13 protein-coding genes and 2 pseudogenes are annotated in these 13,914 nt (G+C 69.6%); 8 read left to right on the forward strand and 7 right to left on the reverse strand.

Translation table 11 applies throughout. The features are described 5' to 3' along the window. The first annotated feature begins 42 nt into the window (after positions 1 to 42). On the forward strand, positions 43 to 576 hold the full coding sequence (locus OG936_RS38405) for a DUF1707 domain-containing protein (protein ID WP_331755248.1): 534 nt from the start codon (positions 43 to 45) through the stop codon (positions 574 to 576). Here the strand turns inward: OG936_RS38405 and OG936_RS38410 are convergent. Next, positions 458 to 862, reverse strand: a complete 405-nt coding sequence (locus OG936_RS38410) for an AfsR/SARP family transcriptional regulator (RefSeq protein WP_331755249.1) — start codon at positions 860 to 862, stop codon at positions 458 to 460. The genes OG936_RS38405 and OG936_RS38410 overlap by 119 nt on opposite strands. On the opposite strand from OG936_RS38410, the gene OG936_RS38415 reads away from it, so the two are divergent. After that, positions 770 to 1,552, forward strand: coding sequence for a hypothetical protein (locus tag OG936_RS38415; protein WP_331755436.1), 783 nt, complete (start codon positions 770 to 772; stop codon positions 1,550 to 1,552). The genes OG936_RS38410 and OG936_RS38415 overlap by 93 nt on opposite strands. Before the next feature lie 580 nt (positions 1,553 to 2,132). On the opposite strand, the gene OG936_RS38420 is transcribed toward OG936_RS38415, so the two are convergent. From OG936_RS38420 to OG936_RS38430, 3 genes are read right to left on the reverse strand one after another with little or no spacing between them, the layout of a single operon-like run. Next, positions 2,133 to 3,353 (reverse strand): beta-ketoacyl-[acyl-carrier-protein] synthase family protein, encoded by a 1,221-nt coding sequence (locus OG936_RS38420; protein WP_331755250.1) that lies wholly within the window; start codon positions 3,351 to 3,353, stop codon positions 2,133 to 2,135. Beyond that, positions 3,350 to 3,592: an acyl carrier protein gene (locus OG936_RS38425; RefSeq protein ID WP_266752864.1), complete on the reverse strand. Its 243-nt coding sequence runs from the start codon at positions 3,590 to 3,592 to the stop codon at positions 3,350 to 3,352. Before OG936_RS38425 ends, OG936_RS38420 begins: the two co-directional genes overlap by 4 nt. Positions 3,593 to 3,631: 39 nt before the next feature. Then, positions 3,632 to 4,636, reverse strand: a complete 1,005-nt coding sequence (locus OG936_RS38430) for a beta-ketoacyl-ACP synthase III (RefSeq protein ID WP_266752866.1) — start codon at positions 4,634 to 4,636, stop codon at positions 3,632 to 3,634. A gap of 149 nt (positions 4,637 to 4,785) precedes the next feature. Between OG936_RS38430 and OG936_RS38435 the strand changes: the two genes are divergently transcribed. After that, the gene (locus OG936_RS38435) at positions 4,786 to 6,444 is read left to right on the forward strand and encodes an acyl-CoA carboxylase subunit beta (protein WP_331755251.1); all 1,659 of its coding nucleotides are present in this window, start codon (positions 4,786 to 4,788) and stop codon (positions 6,442 to 6,444) included. 36 nt (positions 6,445 to 6,480) lie between these two features. On the opposite strand, the gene OG936_RS38440 is transcribed toward OG936_RS38435, so the two are convergent. Continuing rightward, on the reverse strand, positions 6,481 to 6,630 hold the full coding sequence (locus OG936_RS38440) for a hypothetical protein (protein ID WP_266752870.1): 150 nt from the start codon (positions 6,628 to 6,630) through the stop codon (positions 6,481 to 6,483). Between the two features lie 8 nt (positions 6,631 to 6,638). Here OG936_RS38440 and OG936_RS38445 point away from each other — a divergent pair, with 8 nt between their 5' ends. Continuing rightward, positions 6,639 to 7,142: a hypothetical protein gene (locus OG936_RS38445; RefSeq protein WP_331755252.1), complete on the forward strand. Its 504-nt coding sequence runs from the start codon at positions 6,639 to 6,641 to the stop codon at positions 7,140 to 7,142. Positions 7,143 to 7,632: 490 nt separating this feature from the next. On the opposite strand, the pseudogene OG936_RS38450 reads toward OG936_RS38445, so the two are convergent. Then, positions 7,633 to 8,055 (reverse strand): annotated as a pseudogene (locus OG936_RS38450) (IS701 family transposase); the annotation flags it as partial. Positions 8,056 to 8,305: 250 nt separating this feature from the next. Beyond that, positions 8,306 to 9,067 (reverse strand): TetR family transcriptional regulator C-terminal domain-containing protein, encoded by a 762-nt coding sequence (locus tag OG936_RS38455; protein ID WP_331755253.1) that lies wholly within the window; start codon positions 9,065 to 9,067, stop codon positions 8,306 to 8,308. Between the two features lie 104 nt (positions 9,068 to 9,171). Here OG936_RS38455 and speB point away from each other — a divergent pair, with 104 nt between their 5' ends. The 4 genes and pseudogenes from speB (at position 9,172) to OG936_RS38475 (ending at position 13,904) form a co-directional block, all read left to right on the forward strand. Continuing rightward, a complete protein-coding gene (speB, locus tag OG936_RS38460) occupies positions 9,172 to 10,188 on the forward strand; it encodes an agmatinase (protein ID WP_331755254.1) in 1,017 nt (338 codons plus the stop codon). Positions 10,189 to 10,337: 149 nt separating this feature from the next. Further along, a complete protein-coding gene (locus tag OG936_RS38465) occupies positions 10,338 to 11,816 on the forward strand; it encodes a cytosine permease (protein WP_331755255.1) in 1,479 nt (492 codons plus the stop codon). A 639-nt stretch (positions 11,817 to 12,455) separates the two neighbouring features. Continuing rightward, a pseudogene (locus OG936_RS38470) lies at positions 12,456 to 12,800 on the forward strand (transposase); the annotation flags it as partial. Between the two features lie 339 nt (positions 12,801 to 13,139). Further along, complete coding sequence (locus OG936_RS38475) at positions 13,140 to 13,904, forward strand: AfsR/SARP family transcriptional regulator (protein ID WP_331755256.1); 765 nt, start codon at positions 13,140 to 13,142, stop codon at positions 13,902 to 13,904. The last annotated feature ends 10 nt before the right edge of the window (positions 13,905 to 13,914 follow it).

The raw sequence follows: 13,914 nt of genomic DNA on the forward strand, positions 1-13,914 counted from the left end.
AGACCCGACACCACAAGTACCGTCTGTGAAAGGATGTTTGACATGTCGGCTGACGTGCCCGAGCTGCGGGCGTCGCACGGTGACCGTGACCGCGTCGTGGAGGTTCTGCGGATCGCCGCCGGAGACGGCCGAATCACCTCCGAGGAGCTCGAGGACCGCGTGGAACGCGCGCTGACGGCGCAGACGCAGGGCGAGCTGGCCGCGCTGGTCGCGGACCTGCCGGCCGAAGCCCTGACGGCGGAGGACCTCGTCGTGGAACAGCGCAGCGGCAACTGGTCACGGGCCGGCCAGTGGACGGTTCCGCAGCACATCACGGTGAAGACGAAGATGTGCCGGGTCACCCTCGACTTCACCGATGCGGTGATCACGTCGAGAACGCTGCGCATCGACGTGGACATGGAGCACGGCAGGATCGTCATCGTCGGCGCGCCCGACATCGCGATCGACACCGACCAGCTCAACCTGACGTTCTCCCAGGTGAAGCGTGCCTCGAAGGATGTCGTCGCCGACCCCCGCCTCCGTATCCAGCTGGTCGGAACGCTCCAGCACGCGAAGGTGGTCGAGCAGCGGCCGTGAGCCCGGGCCCGTCAGCCGTCACACCGCACGCGGTGAGAGCCGGGTCCTGGTCGAGGATCGCGCGGTAGCGGCGCTGGGCCTGCAGCCCCGGCTGCAGGCCCAGGTCGTCGCGGAGGCGTTCGCGCAGCCGGTGGAAGACCTCGATCGCGTCGGCCTGCCGGTCGGCCCGGTACAGGGCGAGCATCAGTAGGTCGTGCAGCCCCTCGCGCAGCGGATGCTGGGCGGCCAGGCTCCTCAGCTCGCCGGCGACCGCGTGCTCGTCGCCGAGGGCCAGCCGTGCGGCCATGAGGAGCGCGAGCAGACGGCCAAGCAGCAGATCGCCTACCGTGCTGCGGTCGACGAGCAGAAGGCGCAGATCACGGTGGCCAAGGCGGAGCGGGCGGCACAGCCGTGCGCGGACTGCGGCCTGTCCGACGCCGCTGGGCTGTGCATGACGTGCACGTTGCGGCGGGAAACTGCGGCCGTGGTGGACCAGGCGGTGGACATCACGGTGGCGTTGCGAGCCGACGTCGACGATCCTCAGGGCCTGGCAGAGCTGACCGAGACGGTGGCGCGGGACACTTGGGCGTACGTGCACGGGTCCCAGGTACCGGAAGGGTTCGACCACCCGACGTCGCAGGCGTACGCTGAGCGGCAGATGGCCAAGCTGGTGCTGGAGGCACGCCGCCGGCGGGCGTTGGAACGGCTGCGGGAGTCGAAGCCTGCCGAGGCCGAGGCCGCGCACGTGAAGCGGATGGCTATGCGCGGGATGTCTCCCACTGAAAAAAACCGCAAGCGGGCCGAGACGGCCGCAGACAAGGCCCGGACGCGGGTGGCGGAGGAGCTGCTGGGTGAGTTCCTCGGCGATCTTTACCGGGCCCGGGCCACGGCCGTGCCGCGAGAGCCGGTGCGGGCGTGGAACGAGCGGTGCGCCGCGCTCGCGGTCCGCCCTCTCACCGAGGACCAGGCCGTGGCCGAAGTGGTGGAAGCGTCGTGATCCGGGCCGGTGTTCCTCACGATGTGGGTCTGTGCGGCCCGGGCGGATTCGACCATGGCAGGGCGGGTGACCAGGGCATACGCCTTGGTCTCCTCGCTGCTCCAGCCCTCGGCCGGGGATTTGGCCGTGGGATACCAGCGGCTGGTGACGGAGTCGTCCCATCCGTCGCCGGGTTCGACCTACCAGGGCATTGCCGCCTGCATCGTGTGCAATTCGGCGTGAACTTCGTGCGGTTCACGGCGTGCTCTCTGGGCCGGCCCACCCGGCTGCGATGCAGATCGCGGCATCTTTTTCGGCGGTGGGAGCAACCGAGGGGCGCGACACAAACGCGGGCCCCCTTCTACGGTGTGCGCGATCGGACACCGCCTGTTCGTCTCCGACAGAGAGATGACCGGTGTCCGGCGGAAGGAATGGATCTGGTGACCGCGATCGAAGGGAGAACCGTGTCCCGGCCCGCGCACGCTGCTGAACCCCTACTGCACGGGGGCGCCAAGCAGCGGGGTGCGGTACCCGAAACCCGTACCGCACCCCTGATGAAGGAAGAAGGGTGGACCCGCACGCTCGGGACCGGCCGGCGTGCTCAGCCTGCTGCGAAGGCGAGTACGACGTTCTGCCCGCCGAACCCGAAGGAGTTCGTGAGCGCCAGGTCGACCCGGCAGCGCCGGGCCTCCTTGGCCACCACGTCGACCTCGATCTCCGGGTCCTGGCTTTCGAGGTTCGCCGTCGGCGGGATCAGCCCGTTCTCGAGCGTCAGCACCGTCAGCGCCGCCTCGATCGCCCCGGCCGCGCCGAGCGTGTGCCCGAGGGTGCCCTTGGCCGACGTGACCGCGGGGCCGGTACCGAGGCAGCGGGCCAGGACCCTGGCCTCGGCCAGGTCGTTCAGCGGCGTCGACGTGCCATGCGCGTTGACGTGGTCCACGTCGGACGGAGCGGCGCCGGCCTCGGCGAGTGCGGCGCGGATGGCTCGCTCCACACTGGTGCCGGCGGGGTCGGGGGCGGTCGCGTGGTACGCGTCGGCGGAGGCACCGTAACCGACGAGCCGGGCCCGGACGCGGGCGCCGCGGGCCTCGGCGTGGTCGGCGCGTTCGAGGACCAGGATGCCGCTGCCCTCCCCTATGACGAATCCGTCGCGGCCGGCGTCGAACGGGCGTGACGCCGCCGCCGGTGATTCCGTACGGGTCGACAGTGCGCGCATCTGGCTGAAGCCGGTGACGATGAGAGGTACCACCGCGGCGTCGGTGCCGCCCGTCAGGACGATGTCGCAGACGCCCTGGCGCAGCATGTCGCGGGCCACGCCGATGGCGGTGGCCCCGGAAGCGCACGCCGTGGCGGTCACGAGGTTCGGGCCGGTCGCCCGGAAGCGGATACCCAGGTGCCCGGCGACCATGTTCGGGATCAGCATCGGCATCAGCATCGACGACACCGTCTCGGGCCCGTCGTTGTCGAACTTCCGGTACTGCGTCTCCCACGTGCCCGCACCGCCCACGCCGCAGCCGACGACGACGCCGACCCGGGCGCCGTCCCACGTGGCCGGATCCAGTCCGGCGTCCGCGACGGCCTCCTGCGCGGCGATGAGCCCCAGCTGCACGAACCGGTCGTACTGCATGGTCGTGCGACGGCCGAGCAGTGCCCGGGCGTCGAAATCGGGGACCCGACACGAGAAGTCGACCGGCAACCCGGCCAGCGCCGGGTCGGTGGCAGCGGTCGGCACCCCGGCGCACACCGCGCGCCAGGTCGCTTTGGTGCCGACGCCAGCGGCGGTCACCAGCCCCAAACCCGTGACGACGACACCGGTGGTCATGACGCCGGGTTGAGCTGGGCGTCGATCAGCTTCACGACGTCGGCGACCGTGCTGCGCGGGGTCGCGTCGTCCTCGCCGATCTCCACGTCGAGGTCCCGCTTGATGACCAGGCCGAGTTCCACCAGGAACAGCGAGTCCAGTTCGAGCTCCTCGAAGGTGATGTCCGGGCGGACCTCCTCGGGCTGCACCTCGAACTGGTTGACCAGTATGTCGGTGAGCCGGTCGTACGTGTTCTTCATCAGAGGGCTCCTCATCAGCAATCGGTAACCGTCGCTCGGCTAGTCGCAGAGCACGAGATCGGGCCAGGTCAGCAGCGCCGAGCCCCAGGTGAAGCCCGCGCCGCACGCGGTGAGCAGGGTCTGCTGGCCGGGCCGCACGGTGCCGTCGGCGACGCCGTGGAGCAGCGCCAGCGGGATGGAGGCGGCCGCGGTGTTACCGACGCGGTCGATGTTGGTCACGACGCGGCCACGGTCGATGCCCAACTGGTCGGCGAGCTGGTGGACGATGCGGATATTGGCTTGATGGGCCACCAGCCGGTCGACATCGGCGACGCCCCGGCCGGCGCGCTCCAGCACGGTCTGGCACGAGGCGGTCATCCGCATGACGGCGTGCTTGAACACCTCGCGGCCGGCCATCGTCAGATACCGCTCGCCGTCCCGCTCCGGCCCGTCGGACAGCCGCTGCCGGGAACCACCGCCGTTGACCTCGATGAGTTCGGCGTCGGCGCCGTCGCTGCCCAGATCGATGTGGCCGATCGCGCCCGGCTCGTCGGGGGCGCCGGCCCGCAGGACCACCGCGCCGGCCCCGTCGCCGAAGATGGGAGCCGTCCCGCGGTCAAGGGGATCGACGATGCTGGAGTACGTCTCGGCGCCGATGAGCAGCACCCGGTCGGCGACGCCTGTGGTGATCAGTCCAGCTGCGCAGGCGAGCCCGTACACGAACCCGGTGCACGCGGCGTTGAGGTCGAAGGCGGCGGCGCCGGCCAGGCCCAGCCGCGTCGCGACTTCGGGGGCGGTGGCCGGGCAGATCCGGTCGGGCGTGGTCGTGGCCAGGACCACGGCGTCCATGTGCGGCTCGCCCGAGGAGACCAGGGCTCGCGCTCCAGCCTCGACGGCGAGGTCGGAGGTCGCGGAGCCGGGTTCAGCGAAGTGGCGGCGCGCGATGCCGGTACGGGTGCGGACCCAGTGGTCGGAGGTGTCGAGTTCGGCTGGCAGGTCGTCGTTCGTCACCACCCGAGGAGGCAGCCAGCCCCCCAGGCCACTGATGACCGCGGCACGCGTCATGCGCCAAGGATGCCAGCAGGCGCTGAAAGTCGGCTGAAGGATCTCTGACGCGCAGCCGCTTTCAGCACTCCTTCAGCAGCTTGTCAGCAGCTGGTCAGAGCATGGGCAGCGGGGTGCGCGAGCATGATTGTGTGAGCGAGGAGACGACTATGGACGAACCCGGTTACCTCGAAGCGCACGCAGCCGTGCAACGGCGCTTCCCCATCCAGCGGACGGGGAACGGGAACGAGAGACCGGTGCCCCCGAAGGCGCCCGGCACCACCGCCGACAAGATCGCCGACCTGCGGGCCAGGCGCGAGGCGGCCCTGCACGTCCCCGACCGCACGGTCCGCCGCCTCGCCCGGTTCGGACGGATGACGGCCCGGGACCGCCTGGAGTACCTGCTCGACCCGGACTCGTTCGTGGAGACCGGCCTGCTCGCCCGCCACCGCTCGACCGGCTTCGCCGCCGACACGGCGCGGCCGAGCGGCGACGGCGTCATCACCGGCTACGGCACCGTGGACGGCCGCCGGGTGTGCGTCTACGCCCAGGACGCCCTGACCCTGGGCGGCAGCGTCGGCGAGGTCTTCGGCGAGAAGGTCGGCAAACTGCTCGACCTCGCCTTGCAGACAGGTTGCCCGGTCATCGCGATCAACGACTCCAGCGGCGCGCGCGTCGCCGAGGGCGTGCTGTCGCTGGCCGCATACGGCCGCGTAGCCAACAAGGTGGTCACCGCGTCCGGCGTCATCCCACAGATCTCGCTGATCATGGGACCCTGCGCGGGCGGCGCCGTCTACGTGCCGGCCTGCACCGACTTCGTCGTGATGGTCGACCGGACCTCGCACATGTTCGTCACCGGCCCGGACGTCATCCGGACGGTCACGGGCGAGACGGTCCGCATGGAGGACCTCGGAGGCGCGCAGGTGCACGCCACGGTCGCCGGCAACGCGCACTACGTGGCGGACAGCGAGGCTGAGGCGCTCGACTACGTACGGGACCTGCTGTCGTTCCTGCCGTCCAACAACCTGGGCGAGGCGCCGGCGTACCAGAACACGGCGGTCCTGGACGTCACCCCCGACGACCTCGAGCTCGACTCGATCCTGCCCGATGCGCAGCGCGAGACGTTCGACATGGTCGAGGTGATCGCGCGCGTGGTCGACGATGGCGAACTGCTGGAGGTGCACCCGGGTTTCGCGCCGAACATCATCTGCGGCTTCGGCCAGATCGAGGGGCACACCGTCGGCGTCGTGGCCAACCAGCCGCGGCAGCTGGCCGGAGCTCTCGACATCGCGGCGGCCGAGAAGGCGGCGCGGTTCATACGGTTCTGCGACACGTTCAACATCCCCATCGTGACGTTTGTGGACGTCCCCGGCTTCCTGCCCGGCACCGCCCAGGAGCATCAGGGCATCATCCGGCGCGGTGCCAAGCTCGGCTTCGCCTACATCGAGGCGACGGTGCCGAAGGTGACCGTCATCGTCCGGAAGGCGTTCGGCGGCGGGTACGCGGTGATGGGCTCCAAGGAGCTCGGCGCCGACATGTGCTTCGCCTGGCCCACCGCATGGATCGGCGTGATGGGTGCCGCCAGCGCTGTCGACATGCTGTGCCACCGCGAACTCGGCGCCGCCGACGATCCCGGCGAGCTGCGCGAGGAGCTGATCGAGCAGTACGAGGAGACGGTGCTGACCCCCTACATGGCGGCCGAACGCGGCAGCCTTGATGACGTCATCCTGCCGTCGGAGACCCGGCTGACCGTGTTGCGCGCACTCAGGGCGTTGCGTAACAAGCGTGTGACACTGCCGCCCCGCAAACACAGCAACATCCCGCTGTAGGAAGCGGGATGTCGCTGAGGAAGTGCGCGGAGCCGACTACCGCAGGCTCCGCGCGAAGGCCCGTGCGGCCCACGGCATCGAGAGGATCGCCAGAGCGCCGACGACGAGGATGCTCTGCCAGATCACGTTGCTGCCCAGCTCATCGGCGAACAGCGCATCGACATCCTCACCAGGGGCGTTGCCCAACTACCCTGGTGGCGGCGGCAGAAGATCCTGTTCCGGGTGGGCGGGGCCGGATTCTCCCACCAGCTGCTGGACTGGAGCGCGGGCGGAGGGCCAGCCCCACGTTCCGCTGGGAGTACTCCGTCGGCTGGTACCTCACCGAGCGCGAGCAGGCCACGATTGAGATCGTGGACCGCAAGAAGCTGTGGCAGCCGACCACCGGCGAGGGCGGCCACGTCCGTGAGGACGCGTTCGTCGCCGACATCACCGGCCTGCTTGCCGACATCACCGGCTGGCCGAAGAGCCATCGGGTGATCGCCCGGAGGAGCCGCTGCGCCCCCGCTGCCTCAAGGACGCCTCCGACTACGAGATCAAGCAACAGGTCCGCTACCGGACCTTCGCCACCAACAGTCGCCGCGGTCAGATCGCCCACCTCGACGCCCGGCACCGCAAGCACGCCCGCGTCGAGCCGCGACAGCAAGGCGTCCGGGATGGGCCTCCTGCCCTCCCACGAGACGAATGTCAATGCCGCCTGACTGACGGCCACGACCTTCGCGCCTGGCTCCAACTCTCGCGCTGGACGGCGAGGAGGCCAAGGCCACCCCCAGGACACTGCGCTACCGCATCCTCCACGTCCCCGCCCGCCTGGTGCGCGGCCGGCGCAAACGCCGCCTGAAACTCTTCGAAACCGGACTCCGGACAGCCGCGATCGTGCGGGCACTCACCCGCATCCTCGCTCTGCCCCACCCCACCTGAACGGCACGAACCGCCCCGCCGGGCACCGAGAGGAGGACACCCGCGGTCACCGGGCCCGTGGGACCCGGCGCGATCCGGCACGCCAGCCGACGCGCACCCCTGACCGGCACTGCCCCGGACAGGGATCAACACGGCATCACAGGCACAAGATCAACCGGCCGACTCGGTGAATCGACGAGGTCGGGACCGAGGAAGCCGAAGATCTCGCCTTTGTCGACGGACATTTCGACGCTGCATACGGCTTAGTACTCCAGCTGTAGATCGTGATCTTCATGTCTGAGTTGAGGCTTGTCGCCGGTAGTGACTGGTGCGTGATCGGACTTGATGACGTCGTCTCGACTCGGACCAGCTGAGGCGGTGGGCCACGTTGGACAGCGGCTGGACGATGAGCGTGATGAACAGGTGCTGGATCTCGTTGCAGGTCAGTGGAATGAGGTCGTCGGAGGCAGGGCGGGTGTGTTCGTCGGCGCGGAATACGGCGAGGAAGGCGTGGGCGAGCATGGCGAGGGTGACCCAGCGGGCCCAGGAGGGGTACCGGCGGAGCTGGTGCTCGTCCAGGCCGGCCAGCCCCTTCTCCGTCTGGAATGTCTCCTCCACCCGCCATCTCGAACCGGCGACCCTGACCAAGGGGGTGAGCCGGACTGGCCGGGTGGAGTGGCAGCGGTAGTAGGCGAGTTCAGCCATGCGGCGGTGGACCGTCGTACGCACCGTCACCGCTGTACGGACCACCACGGCCGGTATGGCCTGGGACCGAGCTGGCCTCACGGCCACGCCACAACACCGAGAGGCCCGCCGAAGCCCTGGGGGCGGCCCGGCCGTGATGCCCTGTTCTCAGCGGCTCTGCTCTGGGCTTGCGGGGCGGTCGGTGACGACGGCGGCTGCTGCAGAGGTAGCGGCGAGGCACCGCAGGTCGTGGGTCTGGCGTGTGCGGTGGGTGGGGTGCTCAGGTGTTCGTCGGATGTGAGGGGGCTCGCGGTGCGCGGCGGCGGCGGGGGGTCGCCCGGTTGGGCGGGGGCTGGGGCGGTGGCTGGCCTGGGTTGGGGAGGGGCTGGAAGGGGAGGGTGCCGCGATAGCCGACTGCGAGCGCGAGCTGGTGTCCGGCCAGGCGGCGGGCGTCGTCGAGCGACAGGGAACCGGGGTCGGTGAGGAGCCGGTTGGTCAGGCCGTCGAGGAGGGCCATGGCGATGGTGGCCACGTCGTGGGGGGCGCAGTGGTGGAAGTCGCCGCGGTCCAGGCCGTCTTCGATGGCGGCGATGAGTGGGGCCAGGACGCGGTGGCGTAGTTCGGCGAGGGCGGCGGTGAGTTCGCCGGACCCGGTGGAGCGGATCTCCAGCTCGCTCCACAGGCGGCATTCGAGGACGTCGTCGTGGGTGAGCGGAAGTCCGAAGTCGATGAGGTCGGCGAGGCGTTCGGCCGGCGCTTCGCGGTCGGAGCTCTGCGTCCGGCCTTCCAGTCGGGCTTCGGCGCGGGTGAGCGAGTAGGTGAGCGCGTCGGTCAGCAGCCGGTCGCGGCCGGTGAAGTGGTAGTGCACCAAGGCGGTGGAGACTTTGGCGTGGGCCGCGATGTCGGCGATGCGGACGCCGTCGAACCCGTCCCGGGCGATGAGTTCCACCGCGGCCTGCAGGATGCCGTCGCGGCCACCGGTGACCTCGCCGGGGGCGGCGCTCTTGCCGGTCGGTGCGGTGGTGCCGGTTGCCTTGTTCACGGATTCGATCCTTGCACACCTCTTGCCGCGGCCGACTCGCTGACTTTAAAGTCAGCCCACCTGATGCTGACTTTAAAGTCAGCGATTTGTGCAAGGAGAGCACCATGAGTCGCTACGGCACGATGTTCGGCCCGGACATCACGTTCCACGGAGTCGAGACCTGCACCCTCGACGAGCCGGACACCTACCGGGGTGCCGACGTCGTGATCGTCGGCGCCCCCTTCGACGGGGGCGTGAGCCACCGCCCGGGCACCCGGTTCGGCCCGCAGGCGATCCGGTCGACCGACTACCTCGCCCCCGATGCCTCGCGCCCGTCGCTGCCGCTGCGCGTGGACGCACTCGCGGATCTTCGCGTCCTGGACGCCGGCGACGTGGAGATGTTCGCGGGCGACATCGAGACCAGTATCCAGGCGATCGAGAAGGCCGTGCACGCCATCGCCTCCGCCGGTGCGATCCCGCTCGTACTCGGCGGCGACCACACCATCGCGCTGCCGGACATCACCGGCGTCGCCCGCCACCACGGCTTCGGCCGGGTGTCGGTCATCCACTTCGACGCGCACGCGGACACCGCGCACATCGAGTTCGGCCACCTGCACGGGCACGGCCAACCGATGCGCCGCCTGCTGGAGTCCGGAGCCGTGCGCGGCGACCGCTTCCTCCAGATGGGCCTGCGCGGCTACTGGCCCGATGCCGAGACGCTGGACTGGATGGCCGACCAGGACATGCGCTCGTACGAGATGAGCGAGATCGTCACCCGCGGCCTCGACGTGTGCGTCGAGGAGGCCATGGGCATCGCGCTCGACGAGTGCGACGGCGTGTTCCTGTCCATCGACGTCGACGTGGTCGACCCGGGCATGGCGCCGGGCACCGGCACCCCCGAGCCCGGCGGCCTGACGTCCCGACAGCTCCTGGACACCGTCCGGCGTCTGGCGTTCGAACTCCCGGTCGTCGGCATCGACGTAGTCGAGGTGTCGCCGCCGTACGACCACGCGGACATCACCGCCATGCTCGCCAACCGGATCGTGCTCGAAGCCCTGTCCGGGATCGCGGCCCGCCGCCGCGGCGACACCTGGCAGCCGGCCCGCCCGCTGCTCGAAGGGCGCGGCACCGCGGCGAAGTGAGCAGGACCCAGTGATGAACGTGGCGGCCGGAGACGTCGTGCGGCGTCACCCGGCCGCCACGGCTCTCGAACCCCGGGCCGCCATGGCTGCACCGCGGACGCGCTCCCTCCTTACCGCCCGTCCGCCTCCCGAGCCTGGAAGGACCGTTTGTGATCACGCCCGAATCCGCCGGAACCACCGCCGGCACCGCGCAGCACCCGCCCGCCGCCCACGTAGAGACATACGGCATCGAGCACATCCCCGAAAGCGAGCGCTACGGCAAGCCCCGGGACATGCTCTTCGTCTGGGCCGGCGCCAATGTGAACTTCCTGTCGGTCGTCCTCGGCGGCTCCCTCGTTCTGCTGGGCCTCGATCTGTGGCAGAGCCTCGCCGTCATCGTGGTGGGCAACCTCTTCTGGGCGTTCAACGGCATCCTCGCCATTTCCGGCCCGGTGTCCGGCACCCCGTGCAGCGTGCTGACGCGCGCGACCTACGGCATCCGCGGCAACCGGGTCGGTTCGCTGGCCACGAACTGGTCGGTGTGCGTCGCGTATGCGGCGGTCAATCTCGGCTTGGGGTCGCTGGCCGGGTTCGCGCTGCTCGACTACCTCGGCATGACGGTCACGACCACGGTCGAGGCAGTCGTGGTCGCCGTACTCGCCGGCACGACCTTGCTCGTCAGCGTCTACGGCCACGCCCTCATCTTGCGCCTCAGCCCGCTGTTCACCGCCACGCTGACGGTCATGCTGGTGCTGCTGGCCGGCTTCGTCGTCGCGCACGCCGAACCCGGTCATGTCCCCGAAGGGGCACCACACGGCGCCGACCTCGGGGCCGCACTACTGATCGGTTTCGCGATCATCGCGTCCGTCCCGCTGTCGTGGGGAAGCGGCGCAGACTACGCCCGCTACCTGCCCGCCGACGCGTCCCCGCGAGCCGTGGCATGGTGGACGACGCTGGGCGGCTTCGTACCGACCGTCCTGCTCAGCCTCGTGGGCGTACTCGCCGGCACTGCCGTCGACATGACCGACCCGCAGACCTCACTCAAAGACATTGTGCCCGGCTGGTTCTACCCACTGCTCCTGCTGGCCATCGTCCTCGGTTCCGTCGCCAACAACATCCTCACCACGTACAGTTCCGGCCTCGCCCTGCAGGCCGTGGGCGTCCGCATCAGCCAGTGGGCCGCAGTCCTGCTCGACGGCCTCGCTGCCACCGCCATCACCGTCTACGCGCTGTTCATCACCGACTTCCTCGACGCGCTCAACGACATCCTCGAACTCACCGTCGCCGTCCTCGGCCCCGGCCTCGCGATCAGCGTCGCCGACGTCATCCTGCGCCGGAACCACTACCGCGGCCCCGGGCTGCACAATGAGACCCCCACCAGCGCCTACTGGTACCACGACGGCATCAACGTGGCCGGGCTTGCCGCCCAACTCCTCGGCACCGGCACCGCATTGCTGTGCCTCAACTCGCTGTACGTCGGGCCTGTCGCGTCGGCGCTGAACGGAGCGGACGTGTCCGCGCTGCTCGGCCCACTCGTCGGCGGCCTGACGTACACGGTCCTCTTCCGCTCCCTCTACTCCCGCCAACTCGACCGGGTCCGCCAAGACCGAGCTGCCGAGTCCGCCCGGTCGACGGCCGCCATCGCTTGATTGTGATGCCGCAGATCGCGGCAGTACCGTCACGTCGTCTCAAGGAAGGAGTGGAGCTGGTGTCGGGGTAGCGGAAGACGAACCCGGCGGAGCCGTCGAACGACCTGCGTGGCGATGTGCCGTGCATGCTGTCTCACACCTGCGTACGCGAGGGAGAAAATTCCCGGCCCGGCCGGAGACGGCTGCGCAGCTCTGCGCTGGACACGGCTCGCCCGCGCTCCGGGAGAAGCTGTCGTCGGGGCGGGCCATCGCGATCCCGCCTACTGGATCAACCGGGACGGATGCGCCGCGGAGCAGTTGTGGCTCGATGCCCAGGAGGGTCGGGGCGAGCCGTTTGCCGATTCCTGGGTTGATAGAGGGCTTCTCGAAGACCTGATGAAGGAGAGCGAGACCACCAGAGCCGCTATGACCAAGCTGGCCATGGATCCCTCCCTCGCGGGGCCCACGGAAGTGGCGGATACTGCGGCATCAGCGATGGATGCCGCACATGCGATGTTGGTCCATCTCAGACTTGGCTGGTGGGGCGGTCTGGGAACGGGTGCGGCCACCGTTGCGTGAGTTGTGTGGACTTACGAAGAGACGGTGGCCGCAGGTCACAGCATAGATCCCGGTCGTTGGCGGGAGGCGTTCGAGGTGGCCATGGGCCGTATCGCGGGCCGATTCGCCCGGGTCGAACCCCGTTTGAGGGCCAGCCGGTTGGTGCTGGGGCTGTTGTCTGACCTGCCGCGCAAGAACTGCTGGACGATCGCGGAGTGGGCCGGGGAGAAGACTCCGCACAGTATGCAGCACCTGCTGTGCCGCGCGTCCTGGGACGCTGATGCCGTGCGTGATGACGTGCGCGAGTACGTCGTCGAACATCTTCATGACGAGGCGGCGGTGCTGGTCGTGGACGAGACCGGCGACGTGAAGAAGGGCATCCGCACCGTCGGGGTCCAGCGCCAGTACACCGGCACCGCCGGACGGATCGAGAACTCCCAGGTCGCCAGTCTGTCCGCAGTATTTGCCTTTGCAGGACTTATGTAATCCGATGGTCTCGATTATACCGGTCATTATTGAACATTCGGCTGGCGTCGTCCCGGCATGAGCGGCCACGTTAACCCGACGGCTTCCGTCGGCACAATGGTCTGAAACCCCTAGCGGCCCGCGGAAAGCGATGGGCGATCCCGGGGCAACCCCTAGACCGGGGGCGGGAAGCAGTGGGGTCGGCTGGTGGATATACGGGGCAATGACTGCTTGACGATGCTGTACGGTTCCGGCAAGCATGGGCTTCGTCGATCATTCGTCGGCATACCACTGACAACGATGGCCAGGCGGAGAGTCCTGATGGAAATAGCAATTCTCGGCCCGCTGACGGTGATCGGGAAGAGTCGTCTCCCGGTGGGCGGAACCAAGGTGCGCGCCATCCTCGCACTGCTCGCCCTCAACGCCGGCTCCGTCGTGTCCTGCCAGGATCTGGCCGACGAACTGTGGGACGACTGCCCGCCGCGCACCACCAAGAACACCCTGCAGGCCCACATCGCCCGGCTGCGCCGGCTGCTGGAGGACGCCGGCCGTCCGGACGCGCTGCAGACGGTGAGCCAAGGCTACTTGCTGGACTTGAGCCCCGACGCGATCGACGCAGAACGCTTCCACCGCCTCGCTTCCAGCGGCGCCCAGCGCGTCGCCGACCACCCGCAGGCCGCAGTCGAGCACCTCGAACAGGCGCTGCGTCTGTGGCGGGGGCCGGTCCTGCTCGACGCCGGTCCGGGCGCGCGCTGCCGGTCCGCGGCGCTGTGGCTCAACGACAGCCGCGTTGCCGCGCACGAGAACCTCATGGCCGCGCGGCTGGCCCTCGGCGACGAGCGCGCGGTCGCCTCCGAACTGGAGAGCCTGGCCGCCCAGCATCCGCTGCGCGAGGGGCTGCACGACCTGCTCATGCTCGCGCTCTACCGGGCCGACCGGCAGGCTGACGCGATTGAGGTGTTCCACCGGCTGCGCCAACGCCTCCGCGACGACCTCGGCCTGCAGCCCGGCCTGCAGGTCCAGCGCCGGTACCGCGCAATCCTCGACCAGGATCCGGCGCTCACTACGCCACTGCGCGCCGCGTAGTGGCTGAGGA

The organism is Streptomyces sp. NBC_00846 (assembly GCF_045207325.1).
In the GTDB taxonomy this organism is placed as follows: domain Bacteria; phylum Actinomycetota; class Actinomycetes; order Streptomycetales; family Streptomycetaceae; genus Streptomyces.

What these genes read in the sequence shown, in the direction of transcription:
- OG936_RS38405 (WP_331755248.1), top strand. Translation starts at nt 43, where the DNA reads ATGTCGGCTGACGTGCCCGAGCTGCGGGCGTCGCACGGTGACCGTGAC.
- OG936_RS38410 (WP_331755249.1), bottom strand. Translation starts at nt 862, where the DNA reads ATGGCCGCACGGCTGGCCCTCGGCGACGAGCACGCGGTCGCCGGCGAG.
- OG936_RS38420 (WP_331755250.1), bottom strand. Translation starts at nt 3,353, where the DNA reads ATGACCACCGGTGTCGTCGTCACGGGTTTGGGGCTGGTGACCGCCGCT.
- OG936_RS38425 (WP_266752864.1), bottom strand. Translation starts at nt 3,592, where the DNA reads ATGAAGAACACGTACGACCGGCTCACCGACATACTGGTCAACCAGTTC.
- OG936_RS38430 (WP_266752866.1), bottom strand. Translation starts at nt 4,636, where the DNA reads ATGACGCGTGCCGCGGTCATCAGTGGCCTGGGGGGCTGGCTGCCTCCT.
- OG936_RS38435 (WP_331755251.1), top strand. Translation starts at nt 4,786, where the DNA reads ATGGACGAACCCGGTTACCTCGAAGCGCACGCAGCCGTGCAACGGCGC.
- speB (WP_331755254.1), top strand. Translation starts at nt 9,172, where the DNA reads ATGAGTCGCTACGGCACGATGTTCGGCCCGGACATCACGTTCCACGGA.
- OG936_RS38475 (WP_331755256.1), top strand. Translation starts at nt 13,140, where the DNA reads ATGGAAATAGCAATTCTCGGCCCGCTGACGGTGATCGGGAAGAGTCGT.